13 protein-coding genes are annotated in these 20,309 nt (G+C 44.1%); 6 read left to right on the top strand and 7 right to left on the bottom strand.

All coding sequences use genetic code 11. From position 1 onward, the window contains the following. Positions 1-362: 362 nt before the first annotated feature. The 6 genes from C2M33_RS04530 to C2M33_RS04505 form a co-directional block, all read right to left on the bottom strand. A complete protein-coding gene (locus tag C2M33_RS04530; protein WP_233999106.1) occupies positions 363-2,309 on the bottom strand; it encodes an RICIN domain-containing protein in 1,947 nt (648 codons plus the stop codon). A 12-nt stretch (positions 2,310-2,321) separates the two neighbouring features. After that, on the bottom strand, positions 2,322-3,533 hold the full coding sequence (locus C2M33_RS04525; RefSeq protein WP_063700834.1) for an aldose epimerase family protein: 1,212 nt from the start codon (positions 3,531-3,533) through the stop codon (positions 2,322-2,324). Positions 3,534-3,604: 71 nt separating this feature from the next. Further along, positions 3,605-4,189 (bottom strand): HAD family hydrolase, encoded by a 585-nt coding sequence (locus C2M33_RS04520; RefSeq protein ID WP_063700833.1) that lies wholly within the window; start codon positions 4,187-4,189, stop codon positions 3,605-3,607. 136 nt (positions 4,190-4,325) lie between these two features. Next, positions 4,326-5,825: an L-arabinose isomerase gene (gene araA / locus C2M33_RS04515; protein WP_054552271.1), complete on the bottom strand. Its 1,500-nt coding sequence runs from the start codon at positions 5,823-5,825 to the stop codon at positions 4,326-4,328. 23 nt (positions 5,826-5,848) lie between these two features. Continuing rightward, on the bottom strand, positions 5,849-6,544 hold the full coding sequence (locus C2M33_RS04510; protein ID WP_054552270.1) for an L-ribulose-5-phosphate 4-epimerase: 696 nt from the start codon (positions 6,542-6,544) through the stop codon (positions 5,849-5,851). Beyond that, positions 6,541-8,193: a ribulokinase gene (locus C2M33_RS04505; protein ID WP_063700831.1), complete on the bottom strand. Its 1,653-nt coding sequence runs from the start codon at positions 8,191-8,193 to the stop codon at positions 6,541-6,543. The genes C2M33_RS04510 and C2M33_RS04505 overlap by 4 nt, the downstream gene beginning before the upstream one ends. A gap of 231 nt (positions 8,194-8,424) precedes the next feature. Between C2M33_RS04505 and tal the strand changes: the two genes are divergently transcribed. Beyond that, positions 8,425-9,378 carry a transaldolase gene (tal, locus tag C2M33_RS04500; RefSeq protein ID WP_105173858.1) on the top strand — a complete coding sequence of 318 codons (954 nt, stop codon included), beginning with the start codon at positions 8,425-8,427 and terminating at the stop codon, positions 9,376-9,378. A 283-nt stretch (positions 9,379-9,661) separates the two neighbouring features. Here tal and tkt read toward each other — a convergent pair whose 3' ends face one another. Then, a complete protein-coding gene (gene tkt / locus C2M33_RS04495; RefSeq protein WP_054552267.1) occupies positions 9,662-11,662 on the bottom strand; it encodes a transketolase in 2,001 nt (666 codons plus the stop codon). A gap of 354 nt (positions 11,663-12,016) precedes the next feature. Between tkt and C2M33_RS04490 the strand changes: the two genes are divergently transcribed. The 5 genes from C2M33_RS04490 (at position 12,017) to C2M33_RS21470 (ending at position 20,295) form a co-directional block, all read left to right on the top strand. Then, positions 12,017-12,904, top strand: a complete 888-nt coding sequence (locus C2M33_RS04490) for a MipA/OmpV family protein (protein ID WP_105173857.1) — start codon at positions 12,017-12,019, stop codon at positions 12,902-12,904. Beyond that, entirely contained in the window at positions 12,904-13,287 is a 384-nt protein-coding gene (locus C2M33_RS04485) for a DUF3019 domain-containing protein (RefSeq protein ID WP_063700828.1), read from the top strand. Before C2M33_RS04490 ends, C2M33_RS04485 begins: the two co-directional genes overlap by 1 nt. After that, positions 13,287-13,997: a response regulator transcription factor gene (locus tag C2M33_RS04480; RefSeq protein ID WP_063700827.1), complete on the top strand. Its 711-nt coding sequence runs from the start codon at positions 13,287-13,289 to the stop codon at positions 13,995-13,997. Before C2M33_RS04485 ends, C2M33_RS04480 begins: the two co-directional genes overlap by 1 nt. 72 nt (positions 13,998-14,069) lie before the next feature. Further along, entirely contained in the window at positions 14,070-15,188 is a 1,119-nt protein-coding gene (locus C2M33_RS04475; protein WP_063700826.1) for an ATP-binding protein, read from the top strand. A gap of 160 nt (positions 15,189-15,348) precedes the next feature. Further along, positions 15,349-20,295 carry a S8 family serine peptidase gene (locus C2M33_RS21470; protein ID WP_105173856.1) on the top strand — a complete coding sequence of 1,649 codons (4,947 nt, stop codon included), beginning with the start codon at positions 15,349-15,351 and terminating at the stop codon, positions 20,293-20,295. Positions 20,296-20,309: the final 14 nt, after the last annotated feature.

Genomic DNA, 20,309 nt, shown 5'->3' with positions numbered 1-20,309 from the left:
TAGGTTTTAGGTTCTAGGTTCTAGGTTCTAGGTTCTAGGTTCTAGGTTCTAGGCTCTAGGCTCTAGGCTCTAGGTTCTAGGCTCTAGGTCCTAGGATTGCATTGTAGAAAGGCTTTAGCCGTGAAGATTATGTGATGGACAAAATTCGGCACTAAAGTACCTCCTACGTGGGTTTTATATGTAATGTGGTAGGCGTCACGCTTGCTTGGCGCGTCATGAAATCAACACCCTACGATCAGACAGACATATCACCAACATCCTCCACCGCTCAGCTAAAAACTGACAGCTGAAGGCTGAAGGCTATAAAAAAAGCCACTCATAAATGAAGTGGCTTTGGTTGAGTCGATTTTTTTACTTATAACTTAATTTGGTTCACGCAGATGGAACACTTGGCACTTGTTACCTAAATCAGGTTGTTGTGCGAAGTTAGTGTTTTCAGCTAAACCACAGTTACTTAAACCAAGCGCTTGTTTTGTGTAGCGGTTGATCAGCATCACGCCACCGCCTTCTACCGGAGCAATACGCCACTGTGCTGTTTTCGCTGCACAAGACGCCATTTCTACGTTGGCACCTGGTACTAAGGCGTTATCAGCTACCGCAGCACAGAACTCGCTATCAGCGCTTTGTTTAAGGCTTACATAGCCTGTATCTGTTGGTGTGAAGAACCATTGCTGTGCATCTTTATGCGTAAAAGCTTGTTGCTCAACATTGGTACCCGCTTTAACCGTACCAGCCACGCTAAGTGCTTTACCACTTTGTTGGCTTAATACGACAACACTGCCCATAGGGTGTAATTGCCAGTCGCCACACGCTGTTGCGTCGCTTTGCTGTAAAACCGCTTGGTTTTGTGCGGCAGAACAACCAGCAACCGCTAATGGCTTGCCTGTGTAACGGTTAGTAATAGAGACATTACCATCTGTACTTGGTGCTACTTTCCATTGCTGACAGAAGTTATTGCGCCATGCTGCAGATTGTACTTTAGCGTTATCTGCGTCATTACAGCTTTCAAGCTCTAAGAACTTGCTGTCTTCACGGTTAGCTAAACGAACAAAACCATCTGTTGTTGCATCAATAACCCATTGACCATTGGTGCTTGCACACTGACGTTGAACTGCACGTGCATCTTGTGGATCAGCTGCAATGTCTAAACATAAGCCGCTTGTTGCATTCACTAATTGGTAACGTTGACCTTGCACTCGCGTTACCAGTGGGCCGTATTCACCTGATGGCGGAGCTACTTCAACGCCTGGTGTTAATGGTTTACCAAAGCTTGGTGTGCCATCGTCGTTCCAAGTGAATTTTTGCGCACGTAATGAACGCGTCGCACTACAACCGTGCTCTACCGAATCATTACCGTGATAAACTAACCAATCTTCTGTGCCGTCTGGCGATGTGAAAAAGCCGTTGTGACCTGGGCCAAACACTTCTTCTGTACGCTCAAATACTGGCTTTTCGTATTTTTTCCAGCTGCTCGCTTTAAGCGGATCGTCACCAACAAGCTCAAGCATACCTAGTTTGTAATCAGGAGTATTACAGAAGCTTGCTGAGTACGTCATAAACGTACGGCCATTGTGCTGTAAAATTTCAGCGCCTTCAGTTACTTTACGACCACTGATTTCCCAATCTAGCTCAGGACGCGTGATCACCGTATGCGGTGAGTTCTTCTTCAGAGTCCATGGGTTTTCCATTTCAGCAATAATGTTTAATTGCTGATCGCCCTGCCATTGAGAGTAAATTACATATAGCTTGTCTTTGTATGTTAGGTAGTTACCGTCGATGTTCCATACGTTAGGCATTAATGCGCCCTTGTATTCGTATGGACCCATAGGATCGTCACCGGCACTTTCTAATACGTTTAAGTGTTGGTTATCTAAAGTGCCATCAGTACCGGCTGTGTACATCATGTACCAACGGTAGCCGTTTGGCCCTTTTAGACGATGGAATTCAAACGCCCAGAAGTTACAGCAACGCTCAGGGTTCGAATCAGACCAAACATTGATAGGTGTTGCATCAGCAAGGCCCGCTAATGTTGGTGATTTACGCATCACTAACTCAGAAGTCCACGTTGTTGTAGTTAGGTAATAGTTACCATCCCAATACTCAAGCCATGGATCGGCGCCATTTGGGAAAAGAGGATTAGTAAAAATACCATCATCTTGAATTGGCGCTTTTGCTGTGGCTGCGACATCTGCTTTGGCTGTGTTGTCTCCAGCCGTAGTCTGACAGCCCGTCAGAGCGCCAAACGACAAGGCAAATAGGCTAGCTAAGCCAGCCTTTTGCATTGCGCTTTTAAGCTTTGTTGTTTTCACGTTTGTGTTCCTTTATTTTGTACCAAATTCGTACACGATGCGTGTTGAATACACGTCACCTGGCAGTAATGTTGTGCTTGGGAACGTTGGCTGATTAGGTGCATCAGGGAAATGCTGTGGCTCTAAACAAAAACCACTTCTGAAATTATGCACTAAGCCAGACGCTTGCTGAGTACTACCGTCTAAGAAGTTACCTGAATAAAACTGTACTGCTGGCTCTTCTGTGTAAACTGTTAACGTACGGCCTGAGTTTGCTTCGTAAACCGTCGCTGCTTCAACAAGTTCATTGCTTGGCGTGTCTTTAAGCACAAAGTTATGGTCATAACCTTTACCAAGTTTCAGTTGTTCATTGCTTGCTTTGATATCTTGACCGATTGCTTTAGCAGTACGGAAGTCAAACGGTGTGCCAGCCACATCCATCAACTCACCCGTTGGGATCAAGCCGCCATCCACAGGCGTAATTGCTTTTGCGTTAATTTGCATTTGGTGATCAAGAATGTCGCCTTTACCCGCTAGGTTAAAGTAGCTGTGCTGCGTCATATTGATGATGGTCGGCTTGCTTGTTGTAGCAATAAACTGCATATCTAGCGTGTTGTTGTTCGTTAGCGTGTAAGTCACTTCTGTCGTCACTTCACCCGGGTAACCTTGGTCACCATCAGGGCTCACTAAACTTAAGGTTACACCTGCGCTGTTTTGCGTCGTGAACGGTGTCATGTTCCACACTTTTTTGTCGAAACCTTGCACACCACCATGTAAATGGTTGTCACCATCGTTAGTCGCTAATTGGTATTCAGTGCCATTTAAGGTGAATTTACCGTTTGCGATACGGTTACCAAAACGACCGATGATTGCACCGTAGTAAGTTGTCGCTTTTGTGTACGCTTCTAGGTTATCTAAACCCAGTACAATATTACCCATTTCGCCTTTTGCATCTGGCGTTTCAATACGCGTGATAATGCCGCCGTAGTTGATCACATCAACGCTAATACCATTGCTGTTAGTCAGCGTTACTTGATTAACTGGCGTTTGATCAGCAAGTACGCCATAGGCCGTCATTGATGCTGAAGGGGAAGTCGTCATATTGTCTCCTTGATGAGCACACGCTGGTGTAAGGGCAATCCCACATGTCACCAACAATGCATAAAGCCCGCGCGACTTTTTCGTGTTCGAACTGGCTGTTTGATGAGTTGTTTTTAAACCTTGGAAAACACATTGCAATGACATATGAATAACCTTTTTGTAATTGTATTTATAGTTTTATAATACAAATACAGGTGTCATTGCAAATTTAATCGCTAAAGTTGGATTTTGCCGTCTTTCACCATGATGCAATCCATCCCCGCACTTTTGGCGGCTTGGTAGCCAATTTGTGTGTCTTCAAACACCACACATTGACTTGGTTCAACACCTAAAAGCGCTGCTACTTTTAAGAATGTTTCTGGGTTCGGCTTGCCTTTACTAACATCACTGGCAGTCACTAAGGCACCAATTTTATTAATTAAATTCGTATCTGTTAGATGATCAATTGCATGCTCGCGGTCAGCCCCCGTGCCCACACCCATTGGCAATACACCATGGTACTTTTCAAGTACTGCGACGGTTTCGTCAATCACTAGTGGATGATGTTGTAAATCAACCCAAAACTGGTGTTTATCTTTTGCCACAACCAAAGGGTCATGATCTAAACCAAATTTTTCGTTAAGCATTTCAATTGTTTTAACGGTCGGAATGCCGCCTAAGCTATACATGTAGTCGTAATCGAATGGATACCCATAGGCTTCGCAAGCTTTCTGCCATGCCTGTAAGTGACTGCCCATTGAGTCAATTAAGGTGCCATCCATATCAAAAATAATGCCTTGGTAGGCGCTTAAATCGATCATATCTACTCCTAAAATGTTTAGCTTCACAATAGCATAAGCCAGCGAAGAGCGTGGCTCATCACTGGCTTAATCGACAACAAAATTTGGGGTGAACGTGCTCACACACAGCACGTTCTAGTACATAAAGTACTAATTCTTACAGGCCACGTTTTAGCATGTAGTAAGCTGCGTTATGACGAAGCTCTGTTTTGAAACCACGGATCGTCGTATCGTTATCGATGATCATAGTTTCAACGCCAGCCATTTCAGCAAAATCGATAATCATATCGGTTGTTACTGCTTGGCTGTATGCAGTGTGGTGTGCACCACCGGCGTGGATCCATGCAGCTGATGCTACAGATAGATTTGGTTTTGGTTCCCAAAGCGCTGAAGCAACAGGTAAGTGAGGTAAATCAGCTGGCGGAGCCACTGTGTCTACTTCGTTAATTAGAATACGGAAACGGTTACCCATATCAATTGGTGATACGTTGATTGCAGCACCTGGTTTTGCAGTAAACAATAAACGACCTACATCACATTTCACACCAATAGTGTGCTGGTGAACTTCAAGACGTGGTTTTTGCGCTGCAATTGAAGGACACACTTCTAACATGTGTGCGCCAAGTACTTGGTCAGTCTCACCCATGTTGTAAGTGTAATCTTCCATGAATGAACAACCACCTTCACGGCCTTCACCCATTACTTTCATGATGCGAACCATAGCAGCTGTTTTCCAGTCACCCTCACCACCGTAACCATAGCCTTTCGACATTAGGCGCTGTGTAGCAAGACCCGGAAGACCAGAAAGACCTGATAAGTCTTCAAAACAGTTTGTGAATGCTTTAAAGCCACCTTTCTCTAAGAAACGCTCCATACCAAGCTCTAAACGTGCTTCGTTGCGCAGCATTTTCACTGCGTAATCGTCTTGTAGAGTTTCGTCAGCAATTACGTAGTCTTGCTTATATAGCTCTAACTGTGCATCGATTTCGTCTTCTGTGATTGTATCAACCACTTTTACAAGCTCAGCGACACCAAACGCGTGTACTTCATAACCAAAAGTAATTTGCGCTGAAACTTTGTTACCTTCAGTCACCGCAACTTGACGCATGTTGTCGCCAAAACGCGCAACTTTAAGTGTTTGGCTTTCTGCCCAACCTTTTGCCGCACGACACCAGTCATCTAACTGCTGTTGTACGTCAGCACGTTGCCAGTGACCTGCAACAACTTTACGCTCTTTACGCATTACAGTACCGATGAAACCGAACTCACGGTCACCGTGTGCACTTTGGTGCGTATTCATGTAGTTCATGTTGATGTCAGACCAAGGAAGGGCTGCGTTGAACTGAGTATGAAGGTGTAACCAAGGCTTACGTAATTCGCTTAGGCCAGCAATCCACATTTTCGCAGGTGAGAAAGTGTGCATCCATAAAACTAAACCAACACAGTTAGGATCCGTATTTGCCGCTTGGCAAACAGCGTGAATTTCTTCAGGTGACTTAACGGTAGGCTTACATACCAAGTTTACTGGTAAGTTCGCTTCGCTGTTTAAGCCCGCTACAATTGCTTCGCTGTCTTTGGCAACCGTTTCTAACACCTTAGGACCATAAAGATGTTGTGAGCCGGTAACAAACCAGACTTCTTTCGTCATCGTCGTCATGTTAATAATCCTCTAAATTCTTGCTATTTGCTCTGACCGTAATACGCGTTTTTACCGTGCTTACGTAGATAATGTTTATCCATCACTGCTTTTTTAAGTTCAGCTGCGTGTGGATCTAAAGTGCGTGTTAAATACGCCATGCGTGCAATCTCTTCGAGTAGCGCGGCATGGTATACAGACTGAGCGGCATCTTTACCCCACGTGAAAGGCGCATGACCCGCAACAATCACCATAGGTGCAGCTTTCGGATCGCGGTCTTGATACGCATCAGTAATTTGAATACCGGTTTCTAATTCATAATCGCCATTCACTTGCTCATCGGTTAGCTCACGAGTACAGGTGATGTCACCGTGTACATAGTCAGCGTGAGTTGTGCCAAGGCAAGGAATGCTTTGTTTTGCTTGCGCCCATGCAGTTGCATAGGTCGAATGCGTGTGTGTTACACCGCCAATTGCATCGAAGTGGCGATATAAATGAACATGCGTTTTAGTGTCAGAAGACGGACGCATAGACCCTTCAACAATGTTGTTTTCAAGGTCGACGATCACCATGTCGTCGGCTTTCATTTGGTCGTACGATACACCACTTGGTTTAATCGCGATTACGCCTTTGTCGCGGTCGATTTGCGATACATTACCAAAGGTATAAATTACTAAGCCACGACGTTGCAGCTCCATGTTCGCTTCATAGACTTCACGTTTTAGTTCAGTAAAACTCATGCTTTGTCTCCGTTTACATAGCTTGCAAGTGCTTGGTAGTTAGCATAAAGCTCGTCATACACAGCAACGCGCTCAGGGTTTGGTAAGTACTGATGACATACTGACGACGCCATTACTTTTTGAGCATCTGCCACTGTTGCGTGCTCACCTGCAGCAACCGCAGCCATAATTGCCGCACCCAATGCACAGCTTTGCTCACTTTCTAAAACGTCGATTGGGCAATTCCAAACATCAGCACAAGTTTGCATTACGTAGTCTGATTTTTTAGAGATACCACCAATAACAACCACTGACTCGATTGGTACGCCTTCGCTACGGAAACGCTCAGTGATAGCACGTGCGCCAAACGCAGTTGCTTCAACAAGTGCTTTGAAGAACTTAGGTGCATCAGTGCCCATTTTTAAGCCTGTTAATGCCATGGCAACGCTTTGGTCAGCATCTGGCGTACGACGACCATTTACCCAATCAAGCGCCGTTACATCGTTACTTGTTACAGGCAATGCAGCTGCCGCTTTTGATAACTCAACTAAGATTGAGTCTTCTAGCTTGTTAACTAACGCTTGCTCAGCGTCAGATAGATTTGTAAGTTGGCGAGTTGGCCAAAGTACTAGGTTCTTGAACCATGCGTATAAATCACCAAACGCAGATTGACCTGCTTCTAAGCCAACCATTCCAGGGATCACTGAGCCGTCAACTTGACCACAAATACCTTTAACGCAAGTATCACCAAGCTGCTCTTGAGACGTTACTGTGATGTCACACGTTGAGGTACCCATTACTTTAGTTAGAACACCAGGGCGAACATTGGCTGCTACTGCCCCCATGTGACAGTCAAATGCACCGTAACCAACAACAATACCTTGTGGTAAACCAAGCTTCTCGGCCCACTCAGCAGTTAAGTTGCCAGCAACTTGGTCGCTTGGCTCTGTGGTTGCATTTAACGTATCAACAACACCATCTAATAGTGGATCGATATTGCTGAAGAAGCTGTTTGGTGGGAAACCGCCCCACTGCTCGTTCCACATTTGTTTGTGGCCCGTTGCACAACGCCCTAGCTTTAATACTTCAGGATGAGTTGTGCCGCACATTAGCGCGGTCATCCAATCGCAGTGTTCAACCCATGAATAAGTGGCTGCTTTTACACTGCTATCAACGCGGAAAATATGTAATGCTTTGGCCCAGTACCACTCAGAAGAGTAGATACCGCCCATATGTGAAAGGTAGTTCACATCGTTGTTAGTGGCAGCTGCAGTGATTTCATTTGCTTCTTTAATAGACGTATGGTCTTTCCACAAAATGAACATCGCATTTGGATTTTCTGCAAATTCTTCAGTTAATGCCAGTGGTGTACCTTGGCTATTAATTGCTACAGGCGTTGAGCCAGTTGTATCAAAGCTCATACCCACTACTTTGTCTGCAGTACCCGCTGGAACTTGTGACCATAGACCATTTACTACTTCTACAAGGCTATCAATATAGTCTTGTGGATGCTGACGAAACTGATCCTTACTTGGGTCACAATATAAGCCTTGTGCCCAGCGCGGGTAGTTTACTAAATGGCTGGCAAGTTCTTCACCAGTCGCAACATCAACGAGTAATGCTCTTACCGAGTCTGACCCGTAGTCTAATCCCAACGTATAACGAGACATAATTACCTTTCACTAATTGCTTACTAACATTGTTAGTCATTATCTTTATTTGTATGATAATATCAACAATACCAGATTGTAAAGGTATTATAAAAATATTATTAACAGGATTATTTGCTGCTGGCGGGCGATTTATTGCGCAATTCCTCTGGAAGATTAGATTGTTTTTTCAGCACAAATAATAGGTTAAAGCCACTACATTAACTTTTGTATGATAAGAATGGGATAACTATGTCTAGTCAATTAGAACAACTTAAAGCAGTGACAACCGTTGTTGCTGACACGGGTGATTTTGAAGCAATCAACGAATATAAACCGCAAGATGCAACAACAAACCCATCACTAATCTTAAACGCGATTCAAATTGAGAAATATCGCCCACTTGCTGCCGAAGCCGTATCATGGGCAAAAGCACAAAGCAGTGACGCAGCTGAAGTTGTAACAAAAGCAGCTGACAAGCTAGCGGTATTAATTGGCTCTAAATTAATGGAGCAAGTGCCGGGTTTAGTTTCAACAGAAGTGGATGCGCGTTTATCATTTGATACTCAAGCAACCATTGATAAAGCACTTGAGCTTGTTGCTCTATATAAAGAGCAAGGTATCGACACATCGCGCGTGTTAATCAAAATTGCTTCAACATGGGAAGGTATTCAAGCGGCTAAAGTACTTGAAGCGCAAGGTATCCGTTGTAACCTAACGCTGGTATTTGCATTTGCTCAAGCACGCGCTTGTGCCGAAGTAGGTGCTTACCTAATTTCACCATTCGTTGGTCGTATTCTTGACTGGTACAAAGCACAAGATGCAAGTGCTGATTTCGACGGTGCTAACGATCCGGGCGTTAAGTCAGTCACGCATATCTACAACTACTTCAAAAAGCACGGCTACGACACGATTGTAATGGGCGCAAGCTTCCGTAACATCGGTGAGATCCAAGAATTAGCAGGCTGTGACCGTTTAACTATCAGCCCTAAGTTACTTGCTGAACTAGCCGCAACTAATGCACCTTTAACTCAAAAACTATTACCAGCAACAGAAAAAGCTGAAGCGCCAGCAGCCATGACTGAGCAGGCTTTCCGCTGGGAAATGAATGAAGATGCTATGGCAACTGAAAAGCTAAGCCAAGGTATTCGTCAATTCGCAATTGACCAAGAGAAACTAGAGTCAATCTTAAACGAACTAGTTTAAACCGATTGTTTAAGCAGCAAAAAGCCCGCAAACCAAAGTTTGCGGGCTTTTTTATACCAATTTGCTTAATTAAGTAGTCTATTTTGAGGCAATAAAACCTCGTTGATAGCAAGGCAAAAATTTCGTTATTTAGTTATTCTAAATCAGAAATTTTTAACGCAGATAGCAACAGGTTTAATCCCTCAAAATGATTAAGTATTATTGCGAATTGGTATTCTTACCTACACATCATCACAAATGTAGGTTTATCGTGTTGCGATTACGATAATTTTCGCCAGTCACATTATTCAGCAAGTAATGCGTTTGCTTTTGCAACTAGGTTTGCCACTGTGAATCCAAAGTGCTCAAGCAGTACTGCGCCTGGTGCTGACTCACCAAATGTGTCCATGCCTAGCACATCACCATCTTGGCCAACATACTTGAACCAGAAGTCACGGTGCGCAGCTTCAACAGCAATCTTTGGTGTACCCGCTGGTAGCACGCTTTGACGGTATGCTTTGTCTTGGCTGTCAAACTGATTCGTTGATGGCATAGATACAACGCGAACTTGCTTGCCTTGTGCTGTTAATTCAGCAGCAGCATTCACCGCTAGTTCAACCTCAGAACCCGTTGCAATAAGAATAAGCTCTGCAGCTTGTTCGCTATCAACAAGTACATAACCCCCTTTAGCAATGTCAGCAACTTGCTGTGCATCACGTGCCATCGCTTTTGTACCCTGACGGCTGAAGATCAGTGAACTTGGACCGGTTTCTTTTAATAACGCTTGGCGCCAAGCTACCGCAGTTTCAGTTTCATCACACGGACGCCATGCAGTCATATTTGGTGTCATGCGAAGGTTAGCGATTTGCTCGATTGGTTGGTGAGTTGGGCCATCTTCACCTTGACCGATTGAATCATGGGTATACACAAAAATGCTCTGTGCTTTCATTAATGCTGCCATACGTACAGCATTACGTGCGTATTCCATAAACATTAAGAAGGTTGCGCCAAATGGAATGAAACCACCATGTAATGCAATACCATTCATGATTGCGCTCATACCAAACTCACGTACGCCATAGAACACGTAGTTACCATCAGCAGCATCTTGTAAACCTTTTGCTTCTGGCCATAAGGTTAAGTTAGAACCAGCAAGGTCGGCAGAGCCACCCATTAGTTCAGGAAGCTGGTTAGCAAAGAAGGTGATCGCATTTTGTGATGCTTTACGTGTTGCAATGTTTTGCATGTCGGCTTGGCATTTAGCAATGTACTCATCAGCTAATTCAGCGAAGTTAGCTGGCAATGCTTTTTCAAGAACACGACGTGTATATTCTTTTGCAAGTTCAGGATGTGCTTTGCTATAAGCTGCAAACTTTTGCTGCCATGCACCTTCAAGCTCTTGGCCTTTTGCTTGGGTATTCCACTCGTTATAAACCTCTTGTGGAACTTCAAATGCTGGGTGTGGCCAGTTTAGCTGCTCACGTACAGCGGCGATTTCGTCGTGACCCAGTGGTGCACCGTGACAGTCGTGGCTACCTGATTTATTTGGCGAGCCAAAACCAATCACTGTTTTACAACAGATTAATGTTGGTTGCGTGGTGTTGCTTTGTGCCGCTTCGATTGCACCCGCAATTGCATTCATATCGTGACCATCAACATCACGAATAACTTGCCAGCCGTAAGCTTCAAAACGTGCAGGCGTATCGTCGGTGAACCAACCTTCTACTTCACCATCGATAGAGATGCCATTGTCATCCCAAAATGCGATTAGCTTGCCTAGACCTAACGTACCTGCCAGCGAACATGCTTCGTGCGAGATACCTTCCATTAGACAGCCATCACCCATAAAGCAGTAAGTGAAGTGATCAACAATATCAAATTGTGGCTTATTGAATTGTGCCGCTAAGGTTTTTTCAGCGATTGCCATACCAACTGCGTTAGCAATACCAGAACCTAATGGGCCTGTCGTTGTTTCAACACCCGGAGTGTAACCATATTCTGGGTGACCCGGTGTTTTAGAGTGAAGCTGACGGAATTGCTTAATATCTTCAATGCTTACGTCGTAACCGCTAAGGTGTAACAATGCATATTGAAGCATTGAACCATGGCCATTTGATAACACAAAGCGGTCACGGTTAGACCAGTCTGGGTTTAATGGGTTATGGCGGTGAAAGTTTTGCCACAATACCGCTGCAATATCAGCCATACCCATCGGCGCACCAGGGTGGCCAGAGTTAGCTTGTTGAACGGCATCGACAGCAAGTATGCGAATAGCATTTGCAGATTGAGAACTAGGCAGAGTCATCTTATTAGCTTCCTGTTAATATTATAATATAAATAATATCGCAAAAACTCATCCAAATAGCAACTTAATAAAGCGCTATGCCAGTAATGACGTGTATTTAGGCCCATTTTGTACCGCTAAGCGCAGGTTTTAACACCATTTTATTGTTAATAACTTTTTCTAACTAAAGAGATAACAACACCGCTCAAAATAACCAAGCAAAAGTAGTGAAATATGCTTATTTATCAAGCAATTTCCTTAACTAATTTAGATTACAAAAACCAGACCTTGCTACAATTTGGTACATTATTTCATTGTTCAAGCCATTAATAACAACTTAATGTTAACGAGATTTTTCATTTAGGTTGTTTATTTGTGACTGTTCTAGGTAGTTGCTCGCTTGGGCTACGATCTTTATTTTTAATTAGTGCGCTTTGCCTTTCAGCAATGGCAAGCAGCACTGACTCTGCGTATTTAGCTGATGAAGGAGTAAGCCTTGGTTTAAGCCTAGGCTATGGTCAACTCGACAACCCAGTTTATAAAAAAGACGACATTCCTCTTTATGCCCTACCGCGTATAGAAGTATTTGCCGGTGACTTTTCATTTGCAAATACTCAGTTTGCTTGGACACCCGTGTGGGGCGATCACTATCAAGTGTCGTTATTCACCCAACTCAATGAAGATGGGCTGTATTTTGCCAAACACTCAGCAGCACTAACTGCAATTAGAACAACCAGTGGCCGCCCTTCAATGACACCGCCACCACCCGGTTCAAGCATTGAAGCACCAGTGGTGATAAAACGCCGCGGTGATATTACTAAAATATCAAAACGTAAACTGTCGGCCATGAGCGGTATTGAAGCGATTGTTGACTGGCAAAGCTGGCGTTTTAGCGCGTATTGGTCAATGGAGCTCACCAACTATCACAAAGGGTTACAAGGCGCATTGTCTGCACAGCGCTTGTTTTTGTTTGATCAGCATCTAGTTTTACTCGGCGCTGAAATACAGCATTTAAGTGCCGGTTTAGTGGATTACTACTATGGCAGTGCTGCAAAAGAGATACGAGCCGGGTTTAGCCCTTTTTTAGGCCACTCCAGTCAAAAATACAATCTAAAAGCCAGCTATCAATATCAATTTAATCAACAATGGCAATTCATAAGCGATGTAAAATACCAACGCTTATCTTCAGGTATCGCCGATAGCCCCCTTATTGATGACCGTAACTTATTGTCTTTTTATGCTGGCTTGGCGTGGAATTACTGATGATGTTGCGCTCTCGGCTTTTTTCACTCTTATTCATTTGCAGCCTTTCGTTTGTTGGCAGCACATTTGCACAAGCAGGCTACATTGAAGCAACACCAGAAAACTGTGTAACGGTAGAGCAAGACTGCGTGATGGATGTCTCCATTAATTGGTATACCGAAGTCAGCGAAACAGTGTGTATTCGCGTTACCGATCAAGAAATTAGGCTGTTCTGCCAAAAGCCAAATCAAGGGCAGAACTTTGCAATCACAGTGCAAAACAATCGCAACATTGTGTTAGAGCTACTCAGCGAGCAGCTAGAACCACTAGAAAGCACTGAAATTAGTTTATTCCACCAGCATGTTAAAAAACGCCGACGTGATATCGCATGGAGTATTTTTTGATGAGCCAGCATACTATTTTATATATTGAAGATGATTTAAAACTTGCCCAGCTAGTCTCTAATTATTTAAGCAATCATGGATATATCATTGAACACTTTGATAGTGGTTGCCATGCCTGTTACCAAGCAAGTAGTAAGAAATACGACTTAATTTTGCTCGATATCGGATTAGGCTCGGAAGATGGCTTTGAGATCTTTAAAGAACTAAAACAATACCAAGATACGCCAATTATTTTTATGACCGCAAGGCAGAGCCAAGTCGATCATATTACTGGCCTTGAGCTAGGCGCCGATGATTACCTAACCAAACCTGTTTCCCCGTCCATTTTATTAGCGCGAATAAATAACACGATTCGCCGCAGCCAAGCTATAAAACCAACAAGCACCACTCACAACGCCCATAATATTCGCTTTGGCTCGTTGAGTATTAATACTATTCAGCGCGAAGCTTACCTGCATAGCCAGCCACTTGAACTGACCAGTGCAGAGTTCGAAATTTTGATCCAGCTTGCTAAATCACCGGGCCAGTTGGTCAGTCGAGACCAATTATTTGATGGCACCATTGGTCGTAAATACGATGGTCAAAGCCGCACCATCGATGGCCGCATTAGTCGCTTACGCAAAAAGCTCGGTGACGAAGCGGTGCCGGCACAAAAAATCGTCACTGTTTGGGGTAAAGGATACATTTTTTCTCCACAAGCGTGGGGTTAATGCAGTTTGCTACGCCTGTTTTGTTATTTGTATTTAACCCTAGCCGTTTGTCTAGGAAGTGCCGCTTGGTTATTGGAAACTTATTTTCCAAACCCACCGAGTTACAGTACAGAGCAGCAGTTAGCAGAAAACATCTTGAGTCTTGCGCCCAATAACCCTGCTATTAAACACACACCTCTGGCGAACTTTTACCTTGGTGAACAATTACAGGCATCACTTTTAGCAGGTCAGGTAATTAGTGTTAACGATGCCAATAACAATGTTTACTTTCATAAACTTGCAGATGATAGACAGACCCTATTAAGCATAGGCCCATACAGCCAACCTGCTGATCAGGGTTATCAGTCTTTAGTGAGCCTACTGTTTTACTCTAGCCTTGCCTTAGCGGTGGTGATTTTTACGGGCCCACTACTGTTTGACTTAAATAAGCTACGTAAAGCCAGTAGTAAAATGTCTAATGCCGACTTTACAGCACAAGTGCACTTCACACGTTTTAGCTTGCTAAAAAGCATTGGCGATACCTTTGATAACATGGCATTAGCGCTTCATAACCGGAATCAAAGTCAACGCGAATTAATCAATGCTGTTTCCCATGACTTTTTAACGCCTATATCGCGGGCTAAATTCGCCCTCGAAGCAGTCGTTGATAACAACGCTTACCGACACAGTGTGTTGCAAGACATTATTGAACTTGAGCTTTTAGTCGAAGAGTTTTTAACTTATGCCGAGCTTGAACAATGCGAACCCACTTTGTTAGTGAAAGACTACTGCCCAAATGAACTATTACAGCCCTGCATTACTAAGTTTCAAAGCTATAGCCCTTTGGCTATTCGTCTTGACTGCGAATTAACAGCAATTTGCGTTGATAAACAAAGCTTTCAACGCTTATTGCAAAACTTACTCGGGAATGCGGTTCGCTTTGCTAAAACGCAAATCCATATCAAGGTTTCACAATACGAAAACGGCATTTTGTTAGTGATTGAAGATGATGGCCCGGGGATCCCTGAAAAAATGCGCGCCAGCCTCATGCAGCCATTTTCTAAAACCGCTTCGGTGCACCAAACAGGCTATCAAGGTGTTGGCCTTGGCTTATCAATCGTTAAGCAGCTATGCCTGTGGAACAACGCAAAATTTAGCTTAGATAACGCGCAAACCTTAAGCGGAGCAAGAGCAAGTATTCTGTTTCGATAAGCAGTTTTTCGGTAAAAATGTACCAAGCTGTAACAGTGTGTGCCAATTGTTTACATTTCATTGATGTTATAGTCACAACTCAACACTATCCCTACTGATTACAACCGTTCGCCGCTAGCGCGAGCTCATAATTATAATCCTTCGAGGGAAGTTAGATCACATGTTCAATATGAAAAAAGTATCAGTGATGGTCGCATCTGCACTTTACTTAGGTGTAGGTACGTCTGCTGCTGCGCTAAATGACCAAGCATGGCCAGAAAAGCCTGCAGGCTATGCGCCAAAGCAAACCGTTACCAATGAATTTGTGTGGGAAGACAAGGTTAACAACACAGTTAAAAAACAAAGCCGCGTTTTCACACCAGAGAAAGATATTAGTGGTATTCAAACTTATATCGTGCAACTGGACGATGCACCTATTTCGACTTACCAAGGTGGTGTTAAAGGGCTTGCGAGCACTAAAGATGTGGTAATGCAGACGCAACAAGCAACTAAGCGCTCAACGCTTAATATGGCGCAGCCTGCTATCGCAACTTACGCTAACCACCTAGCAAGTAAGCGCCAGTCAGTACTGAGTACTGCGATGAGCCAGCAAGGCTTGAGCCTCAATGTTGAGCGCACATTCAATGTGACATTAAACGGTTTCACCACCAAAATGACACAAGATGAAGCAAAGCGCCTTGCTAAAGTGGCAGGTGTTAAGAAGATCACTCGCTCAAAAATCTACAGCCTAAATACGTTTAATACTATTGAGCAAACAGGTGCTTCTGCACTTTGGAGCGCAAGTGCTAGCAACCCTAGCAGCAACAAAGGTGAAGGCACGGTTGTCGGTATCATTGATACGGGTATCAACACCGATCATCCATCATTCGCAGCTGTAGGCGGCGATGGTTACACTCACACCAATCCTCTAGGCGACAAGTACCTAGGTGACTGTGCAACTGCTGAATTTGCTGATCTGTGTAACGACAAGCTAATTGGTGTTTATTCTTACCCTGAGATCACCGCAGCTTATGTGGATTCTGTATTTGAAGAGACTCGCCCTGAAAATGGTGAAGACTACCATAGCCATGGCTCACACGTTGCCGGTACAGCAGCAGGTAATATCCTTTACGATATTCCTTACAAACTGACTGAGTATGAAAGTCAATCATCTGGTTTAGAAACCAATGTAACTTTCCCGCAAGTATCAGGTATGGCACCCCACGCCAATATCATTTCATACCAAGTATGTTGGCCGGGTGGTTCTGGTGACCCTTATGCGGGCTGTCCAACAAGCGCTATCTTAGCAGCCGTTGAACAAGCTGCGATTGATAATGTTGACGTACTGAATGCGTCGTTAGGTGGTCTTGAAGAAGATCCATGGAGCGACCCAATTGAGCAAGCATTCATGAATGCGGCCGAAAGCGGTGTATTTGTGGCGGTAGCGGCAGGTAACAGTGGCCCTGAATATTCAACGGCTGACCACTCATCACCTTGGGTAACCACCGTTGCAGCTCATACCCCTTCAACCAAAGTAAACTTTGGTAACAAACAACTTAAAAACCTAACTGGTGGCGATACTTCTGCACCGGGTCCATTCACAGGCGCAGGCGTTAACTTTAACGAGTTAACCGGTTTGATTTTCCCTGCAACTGATTTTGAAAATCCAAATGAAAGCTCAAGCTATGCACTTGCCAACTGTGACAAGCCATTCCCTGAAGGTACATTTGATTTAGTGGATGATCCTACAACCGCTATCGATGAAAGTGCGCAAGACGTGATTGTTGTATGTAAGCGCAGCTCTTACCCACTTTACTCAAAATCGTTAAACGTAAAAGCAGGTGGTGCAGAAGGTTTAATTATTTATAACCATGTATCATTTTACGATAACTACACAATTCCATCGGTTACATACCCAATTCCGACCATTCACATTAAAAACGTCGATGGTAAAAGCTTATTAGAATGGTTAAGCACTGGCGACAGCCACATGGGTACCATTGAAGCAACCGAAGGCACCGTAGATACCGTAGATAAAGACCGCATTGCTTACTTCTCTGGCCGTGGTCCATCATACTTTGGCTTTGACACCTTACTTGTAGACGTTGCTGCACCGGGTGTTGATATCTATGCGCCATCATCAGACGATCAACCGTTTACCAGCAACCCTGCGACGTCAGACTGGCAATCAATGTCTGGTACATCAATGGCAAGCCCACACGTTGCAGGCGCGGCAGCATTGTTAAAACAATCTCACCCTGATTGGACACCAATGCAAATTCAATCAGCATTGATGTTAACTGCAAACAATCAAGTTGCTTTAGCACAGTACCTAAACAACTACACCGATGATGGCTTTGATGCTGCCCTTGCTGAAATGGGTTCGGGTAAAATGCAAGTTGAGCGCGCTGATAAAGCAGGCCTACTACTTGATGAAAGCATTGCCAACATGGCAGCTGCAAATCCAAGCCTAGGTGGTCGCGAAAAAGCGCTAAACACAGCTTACATGGTTGATAATGACTGTGGCTTTAAGTGTACGTTTATCAGAACCTTTACGGCGACAGAAGACGCGAGCTGGACACTTCATACAGAAAACTGGATTGGTAATAGCAAAATTAGTGTTGAGCCAAGCAACTTTGATATCAAAGCAGGTGAAACACAAAGCATTGTTGTTACGGTTGAAGCAAGCCAACAAGCAACACCACAAGAAATTGTTGATTACACGGGTAACCAAGGTCAAATCGTGATGACCTCAAGCAACCCTGAATCACCTATTTTAGAAATGCCGGTATGGACTTTCACTGGTGATACTGGTTTACCTGAGTATATTCAAATTGATTCACACCGCCGTTCTGCAACGATGAAGGTTGGTCCATTCAATACTGATGAAATCAGCAACCTAACCACACAATCGTACGGCTTAGTAAAAGGCCAAGTTGAAACAGTACACCTATTCAACGACACCACACCTGGCGACCCATTCGATAGCGTAGAGGTTGAGGGTGAAGGCGACGCTGTAAACAACAACCACATTCAGTGGACGACTGTGCCAGAAGACGCAAAAATGCTAAGCGCAAGCGTCATGAACGACACATCACGTGTACTTGTTTTCATGGGTAAAGATAGTAACGGTGATGGCATCGCGTCTTATGAAGAAACGCTATGTATGTCAACTAGCTACACCCTAACTAACTTCTGTAACATTGTTGATCCTGAAGCCGGTGAGTACTTCACGTTATACATGAGCCTACAAACTTTATCATATGGCGAAGTTGATGAAGGTATCGAAGTATCGTTTGCTACAGCGGTGACCACTGAAGACAATGGCTCACTCACTGTAACAGGCCCAAGCAGCGTACCAGGTTATGACGAGCTTGAACTTGACCTTGCTTATAACCTACCTGATATGGAAGTGGGCGATATCTACTTCGGTGGCTTTGATATTGGTAGCAACCCTGAAGATGCTGGCAACCTAGGTTTCGTACCAGTGATCATCGAGCAAGTTGATAAAGACGTGACCTTTACTGCTAACAAAAACAAGGCATATGTAGGTGACTTAGTTGACTTCGAAATCAGTGTTATTGCGAATAACGAAGATGAAGCTCGTCAGTTTGCTCTAAACACTGAGTTCCCTGTGGGCGTAGACATTGTTCCTGACAGCATTGTCGCATCTAACTCAACGCCAGTAACACCTATGCTAGATAGCAATGCACTAGCACTGGTTGGCGTACAAGAAACGACTAAAAATGTTGAGCGTAATTATAACATTACCACCAACATCACTGACGAAATGTGTTCATTAACATCGGCGCATTCACCAGATCCTTACTACCTAGAACTGCGTGAGCTTGGCTGGCGTACACTAGAAGGTGTTGAAGGTCGTTACTACAACGAGTTCGAGTACACATTTAAAGAAATCATGAACACTAATCTTGATGTATCATTCCCATTCTTTAATAAGTACCACTTTGACTCAATTAAACTTAACCCAGCTGGCTTAGTCACATTTGGTTCGCAAGGCCGTACAACGCCATTCCACGTTGAACTGCCTGAGGGTTACACTCAGCCGCCACCGCCGCCTTACCTAATCGCACCTTTCTGGGTTGGTGACAACATGATCCCAGAGCGTGTTGACGGTGGTTACGGTAACTATGACGCCAACGCAGGTATCACACCAACTTACACAGTATCGCGTGAGTGGTTAGTACTTGAGTGGGATAATATCCAGCGTTCAAGAACTGAAGGCCAATCTGTTGACGTTGAAATGTTCATGCGCATGGGCATTGACTATGAGCCAGGTGAATACGAGCTACTATTTGCTTATGACAACCTAAGCTTAGTTGATGCACAAGGTTCTATCGGCTTGAAAGCTGCCGATGGTCGTGGCTTTATCAGTGGTGATATTCCTATCGATTTAAACATTGGTAACAAGTACGGTTTCAACAATATGGACGAAGTACTGCACGACAAACTAGTTGTCTGTCTTGACTACACGGGCCCTGAAATTTCTAAGTTTGACGTGAAATTCCAAGCATACATTGGTGAGCAAGCGGCGAATCAAACGCATCAACTATCTCTTACAAATGGTTTAGTTGGCGCAGATGATGAAACCATCACCCTTGATCTTGAAGTTATCGGTAACCTAGAAATGGCAGCCTTAACGGATATGTCAGTGGCAGAGAACGAATCGATTAGTTTTGACGTGCTTTATGCTGACGAAAACCAAGTGAGCAACCAAATCGACGTGTTAGGTGAAAACTTCACTTTTGAAGTCTCTGGTCACACATCAGGTAGCACAGTGACTATCACGCCAGCGGCGAACTTCCATGGTGACATTGATGTAACAGTAAAAGTTAGCGACAGTGTTAACCCAACTGATGCAGCAATGAGTTCATTTGTATTATCGGTGATGTCTGATGGTGAAGAGCTCGGCTGTACTGACAGCTCAGCATCTAACTATGATGAAAGCGCCAATACTGATGATGGTAGCTGTACTTTCCCTGAGGCAGTGATTCCAGAAGCTGAGATTGAAAAAGACAAGAAATCATCAAGCGGTTCATTCGGCTGGTTACTACTAGCTGTTGCACCACTGATGGCACTTCGTCGTAAAAAATCTCGAATTAACTAAGGACTAGTTAATTA

The sequence above is a fragment of the Pseudoalteromonas sp. T1lg122 genome (assembly GCF_002964825.1).
Classification (GTDB): domain Bacteria; phylum Pseudomonadota; class Gammaproteobacteria; order Enterobacterales; family Alteromonadaceae; genus Pseudoalteromonas; species Pseudoalteromonas gelatinilytica.
Note: the sequence above shows the minus strand (reverse complement) of the source record. Positions and strands in the feature narration are given on the sequence as shown.

Excerpts from the sequence above, each read along its gene's own strand:
- C2M33_RS04525 (WP_063700834.1), bottom strand. The coding sequence starts at position 3,533 with ATGTCATTGCAATGTGTTTTCCAAGGTTTAAAAACAACTCATCAAACA.
- C2M33_RS04520 (WP_063700833.1), bottom strand. The coding sequence starts at position 4,189 with ATGATCGATTTAAGCGCCTACCAAGGCATTATTTTTGATATGGATGGC.
- araA (WP_054552271.1), bottom strand. The coding sequence starts at position 5,825 with ATGACGACGATGACGAAAGAAGTCTGGTTTGTTACCGGCTCACAACAT.
- C2M33_RS04510 (WP_054552270.1), bottom strand. The coding sequence starts at position 6,544 with ATGAGTTTTACTGAACTAAAACGTGAAGTCTATGAAGCGAACATGGAG.
- C2M33_RS04505 (WP_063700831.1), bottom strand. The coding sequence starts at position 8,193 with ATGTCTCGTTATACGTTGGGATTAGACTACGGGTCAGACTCGGTAAGA.
- tal (WP_105173858.1), top strand. The coding sequence starts at position 8,425 with ATGTCTAGTCAATTAGAACAACTTAAAGCAGTGACAACCGTTGTTGCT.
- tkt (WP_054552267.1), bottom strand. The coding sequence starts at position 11,662 with ATGACTCTGCCTAGTTCTCAATCTGCAAATGCTATTCGCATACTTGCT.
- C2M33_RS04485 (WP_063700828.1), top strand. The coding sequence starts at position 12,904 with ATGATGTTGCGCTCTCGGCTTTTTTCACTCTTATTCATTTGCAGCCTT.
- C2M33_RS04480 (WP_063700827.1), top strand. The coding sequence starts at position 13,287 with ATGAGCCAGCATACTATTTTATATATTGAAGATGATTTAAAACTTGCC.
- C2M33_RS21470 (WP_105173856.1), top strand. The coding sequence starts at position 15,349 with ATGTTCAATATGAAAAAAGTATCAGTGATGGTCGCATCTGCACTTTAC.